General features: G+C 60.5%; 15 protein-coding genes. 4 read left to right on the plus strand and 11 right to left on the minus strand.

All coding sequences use genetic code 11. From position 1 onward, the window contains the following. The first annotated feature begins 10 nt into the window (after positions 1 to 10). Genes AB4Z37_RS25855 through AB4Z37_RS25865 form a run of 3 tightly spaced genes read left to right on the plus strand, consistent with a single transcriptional unit; the run spans position 11 to position 4,126 of the window. The gene (locus tag AB4Z37_RS25855) at positions 11 to 1,915 is read left to right on the plus strand and encodes a hypothetical protein (protein ID WP_441519567.1); all 1,905 of its coding nucleotides are present in this window, start codon (positions 11 to 13) and stop codon (positions 1,913 to 1,915) included. Between the two features lies 1 nt (position 1,916). Then, positions 1,917 to 3,032: a hypothetical protein gene (locus tag AB4Z37_RS25860; protein WP_441519568.1), complete on the plus strand. Its 1,116-nt coding sequence runs from the start codon at positions 1,917 to 1,919 to the stop codon at positions 3,030 to 3,032. Next, the gene (locus tag AB4Z37_RS25865; RefSeq protein ID WP_441519569.1) at positions 3,029 to 4,126 is read left to right on the plus strand and encodes a PfkB family carbohydrate kinase; all 1,098 of its coding nucleotides are present in this window, start codon (positions 3,029 to 3,031) and stop codon (positions 4,124 to 4,126) included. Before AB4Z37_RS25860 ends, AB4Z37_RS25865 begins: the two co-directional genes overlap by 4 nt. A gap of 193 nt (positions 4,127 to 4,319) precedes the next feature. Here AB4Z37_RS25865 and AB4Z37_RS25870 read toward each other — a convergent pair whose 3' ends face one another. Next, positions 4,320 to 4,568 carry a helix-turn-helix domain-containing protein gene (locus AB4Z37_RS25870; protein WP_441519570.1) on the minus strand — a complete coding sequence of 83 codons (249 nt, stop codon included), beginning with the start codon at positions 4,566 to 4,568 and terminating at the stop codon, positions 4,320 to 4,322. 212 nt (positions 4,569 to 4,780) lie between these two features. Between AB4Z37_RS25870 and AB4Z37_RS25875 the strand changes: the two genes are divergently transcribed. Beyond that, entirely contained in the window at positions 4,781 to 5,155 is a 375-nt protein-coding gene (locus tag AB4Z37_RS25875) for a hypothetical protein (protein WP_441519571.1), read from the plus strand. 28 nt (positions 5,156 to 5,183) lie between these two features. Here the strand turns inward: AB4Z37_RS25875 and AB4Z37_RS25880 are convergent, their stop codons facing one another. The 10 genes from AB4Z37_RS25880 to repA all read right to left on the minus strand — a co-directional run bounded on the left by AB4Z37_RS25880 (position 5,184) and on the right by repA (position 15,249). Continuing rightward, positions 5,184 to 6,260 (minus strand): relaxase/mobilization nuclease domain-containing protein, encoded by a 1,077-nt coding sequence (locus AB4Z37_RS25880; protein ID WP_441519572.1) that lies wholly within the window; start codon positions 6,258 to 6,260, stop codon positions 5,184 to 5,186. Further along, positions 6,257 to 6,775, minus strand: a complete 519-nt coding sequence (locus AB4Z37_RS25885) for a plasmid mobilization protein (protein WP_441519573.1) — start codon at positions 6,773 to 6,775, stop codon at positions 6,257 to 6,259. The genes AB4Z37_RS25880 and AB4Z37_RS25885 overlap by 4 nt, the downstream gene beginning before the upstream one ends. 424 nt (positions 6,776 to 7,199) lie before the next feature. Then, positions 7,200 to 8,192 carry a ParB/RepB/Spo0J family partition protein gene (locus AB4Z37_RS25890; protein WP_441519574.1) on the minus strand — a complete coding sequence of 331 codons (993 nt, stop codon included), beginning with the start codon at positions 8,190 to 8,192 and terminating at the stop codon, positions 7,200 to 7,202. After that, positions 8,176 to 8,946: a ParA family protein gene (locus AB4Z37_RS25895; RefSeq protein WP_441519575.1), complete on the minus strand. Its 771-nt coding sequence runs from the start codon at positions 8,944 to 8,946 to the stop codon at positions 8,176 to 8,178. Before AB4Z37_RS25895 ends, AB4Z37_RS25890 begins: the two co-directional genes overlap by 17 nt. 508 nt (positions 8,947 to 9,454) lie before the next feature. Then, a complete protein-coding gene (locus tag AB4Z37_RS25900) occupies positions 9,455 to 9,910 on the minus strand; it encodes a hypothetical protein (RefSeq protein ID WP_441519576.1) in 456 nt (151 codons plus the stop codon). A 274-nt stretch (positions 9,911 to 10,184) separates the two neighbouring features. Further along, positions 10,185 to 10,892, minus strand: a complete 708-nt coding sequence (locus AB4Z37_RS25905; RefSeq protein WP_371422618.1) for an RES family NAD+ phosphorylase — start codon at positions 10,890 to 10,892, stop codon at positions 10,185 to 10,187. After that, positions 10,889 to 11,299, minus strand: coding sequence for an antitoxin Xre/MbcA/ParS toxin-binding domain-containing protein (locus AB4Z37_RS25910; protein ID WP_371422619.1), 411 nt, complete (start codon positions 11,297 to 11,299; stop codon positions 10,889 to 10,891). The genes AB4Z37_RS25905 and AB4Z37_RS25910 overlap by 4 nt, the downstream gene beginning before the upstream one ends. Before the next feature lie 273 nt (positions 11,300 to 11,572). Next, positions 11,573 to 12,805 carry a plasmid replication protein RepC gene (gene repC, locus AB4Z37_RS25915; RefSeq protein WP_441519577.1) on the minus strand — a complete coding sequence of 411 codons (1,233 nt, stop codon included), beginning with the start codon at positions 12,803 to 12,805 and terminating at the stop codon, positions 11,573 to 11,575. Between the two features lie 216 nt (positions 12,806 to 13,021). Then, on the minus strand, positions 13,022 to 14,041 hold the full coding sequence (gene repB / locus AB4Z37_RS25920) for a plasmid partitioning protein RepB (RefSeq protein ID WP_441519578.1): 1,020 nt from the start codon (positions 14,039 to 14,041) through the stop codon (positions 13,022 to 13,024). A 2-nt stretch (positions 14,042 to 14,043) separates the two neighbouring features. Continuing rightward, positions 14,044 to 15,249 (minus strand): plasmid partitioning protein RepA, encoded by a 1,206-nt coding sequence (gene repA / locus AB4Z37_RS25925; protein WP_441519583.1) that lies wholly within the window; start codon positions 15,247 to 15,249, stop codon positions 14,044 to 14,046. Positions 15,250 to 15,308: the final 59 nt, after the last annotated feature.

Here is a 15,308-nt window from a genome sequence, read left to right on the forward strand (position 1 = left end):
AAGGGACGGCATGGCGAACCCTTTCGAGAAACGAGCGACCGAATATCTCCGAGACGACGAGGCCTTCTTAGCCGTCGTGACGCCGGAACCGCTTGCGACCTTCTTCCAGAAACCTGCCAAAGAGGGGCGACTCTACGACAGGCTTGCGATGATCATCGGAACGCCGGGCAGCGGTAAGACCACTCTGGCGCGGCTCTTCCAGTTCTCCACGCTGACGACACTGCTTCGCAACCGCGGCCTGAACACCTATAAGGCGTTGATTGACACCTTGACGGCTTGTGGAGCGATCGAAGACGAACGCCCAACAATAATCGGCGGCCGCCTGCCCCTGGAAGCCGAGTACCGCGAGTTTTGGGAATTTCCCTATCCTGAGGATCTCAAGACGGGCCTAATGATCGCGCTGTTGCAGGCGCGAACCGTACTAACCTGGCTCCGCAACATTCAAGCCGCTGGGATACCGCTCGATCGCGTGGAAATCATTCCGCGCGCTGACGCTGACGCCGCGCTCACCGCGATCGGCGGAACGCATGGCCCCGCCCTGCTTACGCGGGCACGCGAGGTTGAGCTTGCAATCTATAAAATCTCGGCGGCGTTGATGCCTCCCGATATCGACGACATCGATCGCGAAGCCGCGGCCGTATATCGGCCGTTTGATGTGATCGAGTCGTTCCGTGTTACCGACGGCGAACAGGTACTGCAGCTCAGGCCGCTGGTCATTTTCGACGATGCCCATAGCCTGCATCCGACGCAACTCGCTGCGCTGCGCCGGTGGCTCACCCGGCGCGAAATGAAGGTCGCCAGATGGGTGCTGACCCGTTTGGACGCGCTGACGCCCGGCGACGTGTTGCTGGATAAGATCGCGGTGTCTGAGGAACCTGGGCTGAAGCATACGCGCGAGATCACCGACATCTGGATGCAGAGCAGCGATGATCGCGCGGGCCAGCGTCGCGCGTTCCGCAAGATGGCGAAGGACATGGCTGGCCGATATCTGAGTCAGATGGAGGTGTTCAACCGACGGCGCCTTCATAACCTCGGCGACTTGCTCGCGACCGCGCCCGAAACGATACCGCCGGGCAAGCGCGACAGGCTTGCCCAACAAGTCGAGGTCTTGCAGCACCGCTACGGCGTTTCCGCCGAGCGGCGGCGTGCGCTGGAACAAGAAGTCGAAACCTATCTGGCCGGCGCTAACGAAGATGGCGAGGACTTGCGGCTTGCCATGCTCGCGATCCTGCTGGAGCGCTACGCCAAACGCACCCCGCAGCGGGGCTTGTTCGAGGCAGGCGGCGATGATGCCGAACCAAACCGGCCCCTCACCGCCGACGCCGACGTGGCCGATGGCGCGCGCATTCACCTGATGCACCGTCACGATCGGCCGTATTATTTCGGTATCGACGCTCTTTGCGACGCCAGCTCCGAGAATGCAGAGCAATTCCTGCAGCTCGCTGCCCGTTTGGTGTCGCAATCGGAAACCCAGCTTATCCGTGCCAAAGCAGCAACCCTAAAGAGCGGCATTCAACATAAGCTTTTGCGCGAGCGCGCCGGCGAGATGGTGCGGGAATGGGACTTTCCCCAACACCAACATGTCCGTCGGCTGGCCGACGGAATCGCAGCCGAGTGCCTCGCCAAGAGTCTTGAAGGTAATGCCTCTCTGGGCGGCGGAGCCACAGCGTTTGGCATCCCGCAGGATGAATTCGAGGCGATTCCCGAGACCAATCCACAATTGGCGCGCGTCCTGCAGTTCGGGGTGGCCTACAACGCTTTCGTGCTTGTGCCGAACCACGGCACCAAAAAGCGGGTGTGGTGCCTGATTGAATTGGGGGGGGTGTTTCTGCTCCATCAAGGGCTGACCTTAAAGCGAGGAGGGTTTCTCGAACGGCGGGCTGACGACCTCCTTCGCTTTCTGGGCGAGGGCTGAAATGGCGCGCGACCGTCGCTGGGACCCTTGTATCGCCCATCACGGTGTGGAGGCGGATGCGTTCGTCGCGGACTACTTCGCCCTGAAAGATCGACGCGTATTGTTCGTCGCTGGCGCTGGGTTCGACCCCCGGTCTAGGACCGTGGCTGCACGTCTGGTTGCAGCAGGCGCATCGGTCCGAGCCATCTTCTTCCAGGAGAATCGTCCGAATGCGCTGCAAGGCTTGATTGACCGCGCAAGCGCGAACACGGATGCCCTTCTTGCAGCGATCGCGGACCGCGAGGTCGTGCCCGTGGATATCTTCGGCCCCGATGGTGCGGTGATCGGCGGCCGAAATGTGGTCGCCGTCCTCAATCGCCAGCAATTCGACGGGATCACGGACATCGTGATCGACATCAGCGCACTTTCGGTTGGCACCAGCTTCCCGATTATCCGCTATTTCTTGGAGCGCATCGAGCGCCGGAAGGGGCCAGCAAACCTGCATGTTTTTGTCGCGCACGATCCGAAGCTCGATGCGGACATCCGGTCGGTCCCGAGTGACTCACCCGGCTATGTGCACGGTTTCAAGGGAGGGTCGACCCTCGACAGCTTCGCCACCGCGGCCAAACTTTGGCTACCGCAACTTGCGGCGGGGCGTCGAAGAGCGCTTGGTCGATTGCACGACTTCGTGGCACCGCACGATACCTGCCCGATCCTCCCCTTCCCGGCCACCAATCCTAGACTGGGCGACGCTTTGGCCGAGGAATACCTCACAGAATTGGAGAGCGGCTGGTTGGTTGACACGCGCAACATTGTCTATGCGGACGAGAGTGACCCCGTCGACCTCTACAGAACCATTCTTCGGCTGGACGACTTGCGAAAGCCGGTTTTCGCGGAGACGGGTGGCTCGCTGCTCGTGCTCTCGCCGTTCGGAAGCAAAGTCATGGCCTTGGGAGCGTTGATGGCGGCGCTTGAGCGCGATTTGCCGGTCGCGCATCTGGAGCCGATCGGCTACGATCTAGGCTCGTCGGTTCCCACGGAGATCGCCGCACCCAATCTTGTTCATATTTGGTTGGAAGGGGACGTGTATCCTCAACCCCGGCCGGCTCTACTCATAGAGGGAAAGACTGCAAAATGACTGCTGTGGAGCGACCAAAAGTCTTCGGAGCTGGCCTGATCGCGCTCGATCTGGTCGTCGGCTTGGATCCGCAGGCCCCCGTTCGTTCATGGGCGGGCGGCACCTGCGGCAATGTTCTATCTGCTCTGGCTTATCTCGGCTGGGACAGTTATCCAATTGCGCGGATGAATGGCGATCCGGCTTCGGTCCGCGTTCGCGACGACATGGCGCGCTGGGGTGTTCGACTGGACTACGCGAACTGCGGTCCGACAGCACATACGCCCATTATTATCCAGGAGATCCGACGCGGACGCGACGGCAGGCCCAAACATCGATTTTCCTGGTCATGCCCGCAGTGCGGGCAATGGCTTCCGGGCTTTAAGGCTGTGACGATCGAGGCTGTCGAAAAAGTAACCCCGGCATTGAACGGCGCGTCGGTGTTTTTCTTGGACCGCTTGTCTCGGGCGACGCTGATGCTCGCCGCGCAAGCGGCCGAGCGAGGCGCGGTGGTGGTCTTCGAGCCATCGAGCAAAGCAACCGACAAAATGTTCGCCGAGGCGATCGGCATCGCCCATATTGTCAAGTATGCCGACCAGCGGCTTGCGGGCGTTCAGGGCGTAATGAAGGACGGCACGGCGACGTTGGTTGAAGTCCAGACCCTGGGTGATCAAGGCCTCAAGTATCGCCACCGTCTAGGACGATCCGTTTCGAACTGGCTTCATCTCGGCGCCGTTGCTGCACCACGTCTGGCAGACACCTGCGGTTCGGGCGATTGGTGCACGGCAGGCCTTATCGCGAAGGTTGCCGGGCGAGGTCAAGTGGGACTGCGACAGGCCGGCGCACAAGGCCTACGCGCGGCGCTCCGTTACGGACAGGCGCTCGCCGCCTGGAACTGCGGCTTCGAAGGAGCTCGCGGCGGTATGTATGCGGTCACGCGCAAAGCTTTTGACCAGCAAGTCACAGCTTTGCTCGCTGGCGAACTCGACAACTTTACCGAAGGCGCGGTTGAAGTTGGACCGGAAAGCATCATTGCCTGTCCGGCCTGCCCCCCAAAACCACCAAATCGGAAAGCCTTGGCCCGTGGGCGCGCTCGGTTGAAGAGGGCGGCCGCGTAAACCGCGGTCGCATTCCATTGATGAGCGGCCCGCGAAAAACGCCGTTTCAAAAACCGTCAAACGGTGAAGGCGGCTAGGTTTTTGAAAGGACCGGTGGCCGCACCAGGGCTCGAACCTGGGACCGATGATGAAGAGTTAAAGCCATGTCCTTTGAGGGGCTGGACTCTTCGGTTAGCGAATAAAGGCTTGCATGTTACTGAGAGCGAACCGCTGCGCGAAGCCTCTTAATCGCGTCGATCGGGTCAAAGCCAATGGCCTCCGACATATCAAGAAATTCGATCACATCAATTCGGCGCTGGCCGCTTTCGACTGTTGCGACAAACGACTGATAGCGCCGCAACCGCTTAGCGAGTTCCGCCTGCGTCAACCCTGCTTTCTTCCGCTTTTCAATAAGCAGGGCGACCAAGGCCTTTTGTCGAGGAGATCGGAGCGTTCGTGGCATTTTTCTGCCCCAAAGAGAAGGGGGCAGACAAATAATCGGATTTACAGATTATCTAAAAACCAGATAATTATGAGATCAGGCAGTTGCTCCTGTTCCGCTTCGTCGCATGGGTCCGAGAGTTGGTACAGGCGAACGCTCGGCGAGCGTTAAACGTTCGTTTGCTCAAAACTGCGTTTAATAGCGCTCGAACGGTCCTACAGCGAGATACGACAATGAACCATGATCCGAACCTCAAAAGGAAGACTATCGAGGCGATGCAACAATATCGCGAAGACCTTCTCAAGGTTGAGACCCTGGAACAAGAGGAAGATTCCGCGCGTCGGGTCATGACAGAAATGGTCAGCGATATCGAACGCGCAATCGTTGAAGACTGCACTTCATCGCTTAGGCACAATCTTTTTCGAACGTGCCAAGCTGCGGTCGCCCGACTGAGCGAAGTGAGCCACGAATTGACCGAAGCGACGGCGAGATTGGATGCGTCCGGCCAGAGGTTCGCAGCCCTGGAAAAGCAACTGGGATATATTCCGGTGTTGCCGGCAGTGAGAGCCGTCTCGAAAGTTCTCGAAAATTGCTCTAACGGGGATTGACCGGTTTGGCTCCAACAGCGTCGATGGCCTATTTCCGGCGATCGTGGTCTCGCCCATCGCGGCGCCGATCCGCATCAACAATCTGCTCAGCGCCGCGAGCCCTGCTCGCGGCAAGCTCCGAAAGCTCCCTCTTCAGCACGTGGCGACGGGTTTCGACCGCGGGCATGTCCTTGACGAACTGACGAATCTGCCGCGCGAGCGCGTCATCGGGCGCCGTCCCAGAGCGCTGCAGCTCAGCTGCGTAGTCGAGATACCGCTGCCGGATCGCGCCTTGGCGTGACTTAATCCGGTCGGCCCAGGGACGTTCGGCAGTCTTGCCACCCCTCACCTCGCGGAGAACCTCCTCCCGCGCCAGCCGATCGACCTCGGGCGTGATCTTTCGCTGACGCAAGGCCAGCACCGCCCCGCGGTCGGCTTTTCGAGTTCGTCCTCGGGTTCGTCGCGGTGTTGCCTCCGCCGCAATCCCGCGAAGCCGAAGCTCTCCGGCAAACCGTTCGCGCCAGGCCTGAAGGTCTGCCTTACGTGGGTTGAGACGCCGGCCGTCATAGCCCAAAGACTGAACGGTCAGATGGACGTGGGGGTGTTTGTCGTCGAGGTGCTGGACGAAGACGTAGTCGTGATTGTCCCCGAAGGTTTCAATCGCAAACGCCCGCGCCGAATCCTTGACCGCAACCGCGTCAGTTCCCGCCGGCATGGACAGGATGATGTTGATCGAAAGCGACCCATCGCGGCGGCGCTTGTCGTCGAGAACAGCATCGTCCTCCCACCGTTGCTGCAGGTCTTTCAAACCGGACCGACCTATCATCACCGCGCCTTGCTCTGTTTCGGCGTCAAGCTCGCCGTTCCTGGTGATGTAGGCGAGGTGCGATTTGAGATGCGCCACGCTTTTGGTGCGGCCGGTGATCTTGACCATCACCTCCGGCACTCGGCTCACGATGCGTTCGAGCTTCGCACGCATCGCCGGCGTGAGACCCCGGGGAACGGACGGATCGGGAATGTCCCACTCCGGCCGCCTGGGCCGCCGATTGGGTGTTTCCCACACATACGAGATCGGCGGCAATTCGGCGACCAGGTTGGGCTGCGGTGGTCGACGGCGCCCGCTCACCGTCGCGTCTCCCAATAATCGGCGTTGCCGTCGAGGGCACCACGCAATTGCGCGAGCGCCGATTCAATCACGGTCTTCGCATCGTGGATCACGGACAGATCAGGTTCGACCGCCCTGCCCTGCAACGCGCTGGCGTTCGCCGCGCGCGCGATCTGGTTGATGTTGCCGCCGATCCTATTGAGTTCCCGAACAATGGCGCGGAGGACGGCATGCTCGTCTGGAGAATGCTGCACCGGCGATCCCAATCTTGCGCGCACAAGTGCCACAATCCAGCCGGTTCGGGTCATGCCGCGCTGTTGTGAGACCCCCGCGAGCTGCCGCATCTCGCTCTCGCGAAATCGCAACGTCACCTTCTGCGGCCGGCCGACCGGCAACGACGCGATGCGGGCCGATGGCGCGTTCAGCGCATCTGCGATCAGACGTCGCAACAGCGCCGACTTGCCGCCTTCGGTCGCCGCTAGAGCCGAGAAGCTCGCCGCGACATCGTCGGGAATTCGAAGCGATATCAGCGCCATCCGCTCCAATCCCAATCGCGATGTAATACATCGCTGGCGCGAAGCCTATCCTGCACTAGAAAACGCTGAGACCACCCCCTCCGTGTTGGTTTGAACCAACATTCCCCGAGTTTGAAGCCGTCCATACCCAGCCGGCAAAATGACGAATGCTCAATAGCTGTCAGTGAGAACTGGCCAGTGCCAGTGGCTTGCAGGGGGAGAGCTGCCGCCAAAGAAGCACCAGCACAGCGGCAAGCTGGCTGAACAACCGGCTCCCAGGTTGTGGACCGCGACCTTTCAGCAGCCTGCGGCCTCACTACGGCGCTATGGGAAGCGCGTTCGGCCTTCGGCTGCTGCGCTGACGCGCCACCCTTCGGGTGGAAACGTCGCTCCACCGGTACCCGCCGCGAGACTTCGTTGCTCCAATAGCAATAGAAGAAGAACCTCATGGCGAAAGGATCTCCTCGATCCTGAGCGCCGAGACGGCTACTTCTTCCGTCTCCTCCGCACCATCGACTAACACCACGGCATGGCGGGTGCCCTGCAAGGGAATGCGATCCAAAACGAGTTGGCCGGTCCGATGCTCATGCCGCACTTTGATGGTCAGGGATGCTGCCGACCGCGATTGTGCAGCGACACGTAGCCTCGCCGGAGAGTCACCGGTTTCCGCATCTGCGTCTCTGTCCTTGCTCGACGTCCGCCACAGCGAGGCTCTCGGCGCCAAGTCGCGTCGTTCCGGTGACGAAGATTCAGCAGCCGATTGGCTCTGAGCATTGAAGTCATCAGACTCGGCGCGTAAGTCTCGGGCCAACTGGCGGGCCTGCGCATCGGTAAAACTGTCCTGCGTCGCGCAAAAGCGCTCGACCGCTTCTGGATGGGTGCGCCAAGCCTGGTAGAGCTCATAGAGCGCACGGATCGACGAGCTCTCGAGCCTCGCCCGAAGAAATTCTGGCATGCTTTGAACCGAGGCGAACCGCGACACCCAGTCTCTTGGCTTGCCGAGTTTTCGCGAAATTTCGGCCTGCGTGTCGCCGGCGTCCAGACGGCTCGCGACGAACGCGGCTATCTCGGGGGCGCGCAAATCGTCGCGCTGGACGTTTTCGATCATCTGAGCGTATCGATCCGGCTCGCCGCCCTCCTGCAAAAATACCGGGATTTCCTGTAACCCGGCACGCAGCGCAGCGCGATACCGGCGCGCGCCCATGACGATAACGTGTCGGCCCTCCTGGTTGGACCTTCGAACCAGGATAGGTTGCAGCACGCCATGTTCGCGGATCGTCGCCGAAAGTTCATCGAGTTCCTGCTCGCTGAAGACACGGCGCGGCTGATCTGGGTCTTCGTCAATGCGGTCGATCGGGATGCGAAGCGGGCACCCGGCGCCGCCGCTTCCCTTTTCAGCGACGTCGGCAAGGTCTTTGAAACTAAGGTCGAGCGTCACCAGTCATCTCCTCGTGGAGCCGTTCTTCGATCTTGGCGAGAACAGCGCGGATTTCCCGGCCGGCCTCCTGAGCCGAACGGCGTTTGAGACTCCACACCGGGACTCGTTCCGCCACAGCTTCGGCATAGCCGTCGCGAGCCACAATCTGTCCCGGGAAGACATACTTGCCGGCTTCGCGCAGCAACTGCTCCAGATGGGTTCGTTGGCGCGGCGATTTGGTGTTGAAGTTTGATGGCAACAAGCCGAGGAAGGTCATGCCCTCGCGGCCGTAACGCCGTTGCACCCCGATCACGGTCTGCAGCAGGCCTTTGACTCCCTTCACGGAATAGTCCTCAAGGTAGATGGGGGCCAACACGTGCGAGGCCGCAACCAGACATGCCACGCTGCGAAGTCCAAGCGACGGCGGCGTGTCGATGACGCAGGTGTCGAACAGTTCGGCAGCAGCAACAAGATTCTGCTGAAGGGTCATCACGGCAGCGGCACTGCCGCGATCAACGTCGGTCAAGGAGCTGTCTGCTGGCGCCAACGTGATGCCACTGTCGCCGCTGGCGACGATCCGCGCCGCCGGCTGGAACAAATCGGCCGCCGAAGTCTCTCCCATGTGACGTTTGAGCGTGTCGGTCGCATTGCCTTGCGCGTCGGCATCGATCATCAAAACCCGCCGGCCCGACTCCGCCATGAACCAGGCCAGATGAACGGCGAGGGTCGTCTTGCCGACACCGCCTTTCTGGTTGTTGATGACGAGGGTGTTCATAGGTCAGCCCCTGACAATGGGATATGGGCCTGCTTCATCAATGGTCATCCGGGCCGCGACCGCGATTTTGCGATCATGCAGCGGACTGTTAAGCGTGTTCGCTGGATCTGCCACACGCGGTGTTGGTTTGAACCAACACCGCGCCGCGCCGCGGCGATCAACCGGACCATGTCAAAGACCGCGGGCAAAATCCCCTGCCAGAAGAGTCAGGGTCGGCCGATGGCAAAAACGGACGACGATCTGACAGCAAATTCGCGCCGGGGGGAAAAAGAAAAGCGACAGAGCGAAAGGCGAAGCTGTTATCTGAGACTGTTGGTTCAAACCAACATGTTCAGCAGATGGGTTCGCGACGCTAAGCGGAGTGCGCGCGCCTTCTTGGTGCCAGGGATGGAAGCCAGAAGAGCGGGCGCCGCTGTAGTATGGAGAAGAAGAAGTTGATTCGAAAGAATGGGCCCTACAAGATCAATCCCAAACTTGGCTTGGCACCGGTGAATAACAATTTATTTGGCTACGCACCCTTTGGACTTCGGGCCGCACGCTTCGCGATCTCTCGTTCGACAAGAGACAGGGCCCTCTGCAGCCGATCGCGCAGCACGACGTATTCGGGTAAAACGCCGTCCGCGCCGTGATCCGGCTCATTTTGGTCGGCCTCCAGGGTTTCCGCGATCAGGTCATCGAGACCGGCCTTTTCAAGCAGACCAAGCTTCATCATCTCACCAAACATCTCGTCGTCATTTTCTTTCGGCCACGGCTGCACCATTCCGTTGGAATCTAGGTGTGGTTTGAACGTTATACTGAGCAAGACTGCCCGTTCGACGATGCTGCATTCAAGCGGCACAACACCCCAGCGCGTACCGTCCGAACCTTTAAAGCCTGCGACGAAACGATCCGGATAGAGATTGTCGGAAGCTTCTGGTTCGAAGAACGGCACAAAATCTAGCGCGCCAGATCTATCATTGGCCATGATTGCCTCCTCCGGGCTACGGATGCCGCGTTATTGGACGAGGCCACCGGCCAATCCGTTTGTGGACAGCTACAGAAGCCATCACAATAGCGAACGATCGTGACGACATTTTAGCTCCGCTGTCCGGTCACCCAAATCAGATCAGCCACAGCTTTTTAGGGACCGTCATTATGACGCGATCGCATTTTTTGGCTCTGCTTGCGCATCAAAGCGACGATCATCGACCGATTGAAAACTCGCCGGAGGATCCTTTGTCAAGCCATGCGGCTGCATTTCAAGGTGTCGGGCGCGCGTACCAGTCGGCCTCACCAATGATGAAATACCGTGTCATCCGGGTGCCATCCCAATGGTACTGAAGCGTTCGCGCCTGAACGACAGGAAGGCGGATAAGATTCGGCCAGAACAACCCGACTGCCTGCCCGGTCGGCCAGCGCACACTTGGATAGACAATTCCTTCGCTGCCGGAATCCTTCAATGAAAATGCAAGCCGCTGGGCTGGCTTCCAGTCATCGGACTGCAAACAATCATCGAATCCGCCGTTTCGCAAATCATGCAATGATCCGGCGATATGCGCTCTGAGTTCGCGATACTGCGCGTCGGCCGGCGGTTCGTTCGTGCGTGCCATGAACCGCTCGAAATGATGTGCGGTTTCAGCCAAAGCGACCTCGAACCGATCACCACAATACCAGACCCCATAACTGCCGTCGGAAAAGCGTCCCGGACGGTCGCGGGAAACATGGGTGAACGCCGCCATCGCCAGGCTAGAGGTGGGACCGGAGACGCGCCGTTCGACGGGAACTAGGCTGAGATCGCCGATTTGATCGCGCACCCGCGGGTTTGTCTTCGCCTCGGCGCTCGCAATCAGATCCCAATCGGCGGGATCAGCGATGTCTTCGAATAGCCACACAGGAGGATAGATCGTGCGGATGATACGATGGCTGACAGACCAATCGACATCGGCAAGCGGCGGAATGGACGTCACCAGCCACCGCGCTCGGCGTCAAGATAGTTGCGGACCGCCGTCAGATCGCTTGGCGCTCCCGCCAACATCCGATCAAGCGCCGACTTGCCGCCGAAAGCCGTATTAGGTCTCGAAACCCAGGCGTAGCCGCGCTCCGGTTCTGTAAAAAGATGGCGCAAGGCTTTATGGATACCCATCAGGTCTCCGAGGCGCCACACGGTGTCAGGTGGCACCGCACCGATCTCGCCCCGTTTCCATCGATAGAAGGTCGATGGACTTGGTTGCCCAAGAAGCACCCGCGCCTGACTATCGTTTACTTTCCAAAGCCGGAGGAGATTTACCACCGCCCGGAGCATTGCCGCGGCTTCCGCCTGGGTCACTTCGCTTGTCGCGGGATCAGCTGTCTGCGCAATCAACATTTGGCTCATAAATCCACTCCTATGCCAATTGACACAAATATACCACCTTGTGTCATTAGACACAAGCCCGACCCGACAAAGTTCCACCCGGATTTCCCTAATCCAGCTGCATCTATCCTGCGTCGGTAATCGATCGAGACACCTTCCATAGTCCAAGTTCACCGACGTGTTCTCCGGTGCTTGGACGCCCGCCAGCTAGACTAGGCCCTCCTCCTACTGCGGCGATCAGCTCTGGTCGCCCGTGGCGAGGCCCACAAAGCGCGCGGACCCGGACTCCGCGCATCAGGCCCGCTTCTTTTCGCGCAGGCGCGAATTGATCTGCGCCATCAGGATCGGACCAAGGGAAAATTCGCCGGCCTGCGCCTTTCGCGTCAACCCGCGCAGGTAACCGCCGGCCGAATTGATCGCTGTACCGCGCTGCAGGATGCACGCGACGACGATCGCCGCCTGCACCTCGCCCATGACGGTTTGCGCCTCCTCCCAGGCGCTGGGGCTGATTCCCAACATCGATCGAACGACCGCGGCGGTCGCCATGAAATCCCGCCAATTCGAAATGCCGCCCTTGGCGTAATCGACAATGCTGGGGCACCCGTCCAGCACCATTCCCAACGGATACGATCCCTCCGCAACCGGCGACGGTTGAGAGCTTGGCTCAGCCCTCGCCGCCCGGCCTCCTTGGAAGACCGGTTCAAGATCAATTAAGGGGTTTGGGTTTGAATTCTGTATGTGGCGCTCAGACTGGGACTCATTGGCGCTCGGATTCTTGGATTTGATGTGTGCTTCCAGAAGATTGAGCACGTCGTCGGCGAGTTGAGACAACTCGTCAGCGATCGGCTCGAGCTGCTGACGCGTGGCGGTCCTCGGAATCTGGGCTAGCATCGCCCTGAAGGTGGCGTGGACCTCTTGCCAATCGGACGGCCCCTGCCCTCCCCTACGCGTCGGAACACCTTCCTCGATGCCGGTGGCAATCATCTTGGCGATGTCGCGCCGGCAAAGCGTGATGCGCTCGCGCACAAGCCTGAGCGCGCGCGACTCTGCTTCGATGTCGGCCGCTAGGTGCTCGAACTCTTCTGAACGCACGACGAGCGGTGACAGATCGAAGCCAAAGGCAAGCTCGATTTCGCCGGCGCGGCCTTTCCGCGCGTAGCGTTTGCCGTTTGGACTATCGCGCCGAATGATCAACCCGGCGTCGACCAGGACGGCGAGGTGGCGGCGCAATGTCGAAGCAGGCATGCCGTGCGCGCGCAACGTCAGCTTGTCGTTGGACGGAAAGACGATCAGGTCGTCCTCCCCTGTCAGTGCCGTCTCCGGATGGAAGGTCAGTAGCGCGTTCAACACCGAAAGCGAGCGCTCGGACACCCCGAGGCGCGGCCGCGCCGTACAGATGGCGTGGAAGATATGCCATTTGTGCACGACCTTTTCAGGGGGCCGCGCCGTAGCTCCCATTTGGCTTGCCACATGGGCAAGCGTCAGCGATCGCCGCCCGAAGGGCGTCGTTGGAGAGTGTGACTGCATGTCTTCGCCTCAGTTGGGCAAAGAAAATCCGCTCGCCGAAACGGCGCCAAAACGCTTGACAGTGATTCGCGGAAGTGTGATTCTTTGAGTGCCAACACAAAGAAGGGGCTTCCGGAACGGCGACGTGACGGGGGCCTTTTTCTTTTGCCTACGGTTCTCCGACTTAGTTGCGGTGGTCTTGATCCGGCCGGCTCATTCCGACCAGGCAAGTTCGGTTCATGCCGGCGGATCGCCGGCTTTGAATTCCTCGTAGAGGGTTTGCAACCTGTCTCTGACGAAATCGCCGAACCTCGGCGCGACGCGATCGTCAAATGTCAGGGTGAGCTTCTTGCCCGCGCGGGAGACCTTGGCGGCGTGCGTTCCGTCCTTCGCGGACCACGTCTCAGCGCGCGCGCGTGACGACTTTTCGCGCAGACCATCCGCAAGCGCCTCGAAGCGCTTGTCGGTGTCCCATGCGCCGAAAGTTGGGGCCTTGACCATCTCAAGTGCGCGAGCACGGTTGCCCTCTCGCTCCAAGAGATCGGTTAGTTCCTGCCAGCGCACACGGCCGAAGGCTGGTGCAGGCCCGATGGCGTCGATGACCGCGGCCGGGACTCGGGTCGCGATCGCGATGAGTCGCGAGAGCGCGGCCTTGTCGACGTTGAGCGAGGCCATGATGATTTCCCGGGAAAATTTCCGGTCCTCGAGCCGCGCCGCAAAGCGCGCACGCTCGATGAAAGTCAGATCGGTGCGCCCGCTGTTCTCTTGGCCCTGTGCGATGACGAGTTGCTCGTCGGTGAGGGAGCGAACCACCGCCCGCACCTTTATGCCGAGTTCGCGAGCCGCGCGCAGGCGGCGATGACCGAAAGCGACCTCGTAGCCCTCGGTGTCGCCGGGCTTCGGACGAACCAGGATCGGTACGTTTTGCCCATGCTGGCGGATGAGCTCTCTGAAGGCTGCGTTCTGCTCCTCCGTTGCGTCCATGCGGTCGGGCACGAACGAGTTATCAATCAGCGCTGGATCGAGGTCGACGATCACCTGCCCTTCGATAAGCTTCTGCTCGATTTCCTCCGCGCGCTTGACTTTCTCCGAGATACCGCCAAGCGATTGCGATATCGCGCCGAGGGCACTGGATTGCTTGATCGAGCGCTCGAGTCCGAGAAGCGGGCGTGAGCGCTGTGGCGCGGCTTCGTGCAGTTCTTCTCGGGGCGGCAGGGCGTCCGCCGTGGGTGGATCGAAATTGATCTTGCGCGCCATCGTCAACTCCTGGCCCAGACCTGTTTGATCAGGCCTTCGATCTCGCCGTTCACCAGATCGAGCGCTTCGATGGCACGGTCATATGTACCGCGGGTGAACTGGTGTCGCTCGACCTCGTAGAGGGTCTGCTTGGTGAGTCCGGCATCGGCGATCGCGGTGCTCTTAACCATTGGGTGGGTCAGCACGCGTGAGCCGAAGATAGATCGCATCAGACCGACCATCGTGGTCTGCGGCCCATCGCTAGGCTCGTAGCGGGTGACCAGATAGCGCATCCAATCGTATTGGGTTGCGCCGCCGGCCTCGGCGACGACGTCGAGGAGGCTCCCCGTCATGTTGAGGAACTGGGACATCGACATCACGTCGAGCATCTGCGGATGCACGGTGATCAGGACTGCGGTCGCAGCACAGAGCGCGGAGAGTGTGAGGAAGCCGAGTTGCGGTGGGCAATCGATCACCACGACGTCATAGGCGTCGCTGACCTGGGCCAGAGCTTCGCCAATTCTGGCGAAAAACAACGAGTCGTTGCTCTGGCGCGTCATCAACGCCTTTGGCGTCTCATGCTCGAATTCCATGAGTTCGAGCTGGCCTGGAACGATGTGTAGGTTCGGGATGTAGGTGCCACGCACGATTTCTGCCATTTCGCGGCGCTCGGCGTCATAGCGGATAGCGCCGTAGATCGTTTCATTCTCGCCGACATCGAGTTCGGGTTGGTGCCCGAACAATGTCGAGAGGCTCGCTTGCGGATCGAGGTCGATCGCAAGGACGCGGTAGCCTCGGAACGCGAGATACTGGGCTAGATGCGCGGCCGTCGTGGTTTTGCCGCTGCCGCCTTTGAAGTTCATTACTGAGATGACCTGCAGAGCCTCCGCGTCCCGCCGGTGTGGAACATATCGGCGGGCACCTTTCCCGGTGCTGTCGAGGTCGCTTCGCAGCGCGTCGATGTCTTCGATTGAATAACTGCGACGGCTGTTCGGCGGTGCAGGGGGCCCCTTCCCTTCGGAGACGAGTTGCCGAAGATAGCCCTCAGCGATGCCGATAAAGCGCGCGGCCTCCGCCGGCGAGAATCGGCGGATGGTCTTCTCCGCCGCTGGCGGGAAGTCGCGAAGCTGCTGGGCGCGCAGCCGCGCTGAAAGCTCCGCCGCGTCCGCATTGATGAGCGACCGGAGATCACTCAAATTCTCGTCTAGGGTCTTGGTCGACGTCGGCATTCTTGATCTCTGCATCTGCGGATTTTTGAGCAGTTGGCCCCAAAAAGCGCTGATCGCGA

Source organism: Bradyrhizobium sp. 2TAF24 (assembly GCF_052115025.1).
GTDB lineage: Bacteria > Pseudomonadota > Alphaproteobacteria > Rhizobiales > Xanthobacteraceae > Bradyrhizobium_A.

Coding starts and splice junctions, on each gene's coding strand:
- AB4Z37_RS25855 (WP_441519567.1), top strand. CDS start 11: ATGGCGAACCCTTTCGAGAAACGAGCGACCGAATATCTCCGAGACGAC.
- AB4Z37_RS25860 (WP_441519568.1), top strand. CDS start 1,917: ATGGCGCGCGACCGTCGCTGGGACCCTTGTATCGCCCATCACGGTGTG.
- AB4Z37_RS25865 (WP_441519569.1), top strand. CDS start 3,029: ATGACTGCTGTGGAGCGACCAAAAGTCTTCGGAGCTGGCCTGATCGCG.
- AB4Z37_RS25870 (WP_441519570.1), bottom strand. CDS start 4,568: ATGCCACGAACGCTCCGATCTCCTCGACAAAAGGCCTTGGTCGCCCTG.
- AB4Z37_RS25875 (WP_441519571.1), top strand. CDS start 4,781: ATGAACCATGATCCGAACCTCAAAAGGAAGACTATCGAGGCGATGCAA.
- AB4Z37_RS25885 (WP_441519573.1), bottom strand. CDS start 6,775: ATGGCGCTGATATCGCTTCGAATTCCCGACGATGTCGCGGCGAGCTTC.
- AB4Z37_RS25895 (WP_441519575.1), bottom strand. CDS start 8,946: ATGAACACCCTCGTCATCAACAACCAGAAAGGCGGTGTCGGCAAGACG.
- AB4Z37_RS25900 (WP_441519576.1), bottom strand. CDS start 9,910: ATGGCCAATGATAGATCTGGCGCGCTAGATTTTGTGCCGTTCTTCGAA.
- AB4Z37_RS25910 (WP_371422619.1), bottom strand. CDS start 11,299: ATGAGCCAAATGTTGATTGCGCAGACAGCTGATCCCGCGACAAGCGAA.
- repC (WP_441519577.1), bottom strand. CDS start 12,805: ATGCAGTCACACTCTCCAACGACGCCCTTCGGGCGGCGATCGCTGACG.
- repB (WP_441519578.1), bottom strand. CDS start 14,041: ATGGCGCGCAAGATCAATTTCGATCCACCCACGGCGGACGCCCTGCCG.
- repA (WP_441519583.1), bottom strand. CDS start 15,249: ATGCCGACGTCGACCAAGACCCTAGACGAGAATTTGAGTGATCTCCGG.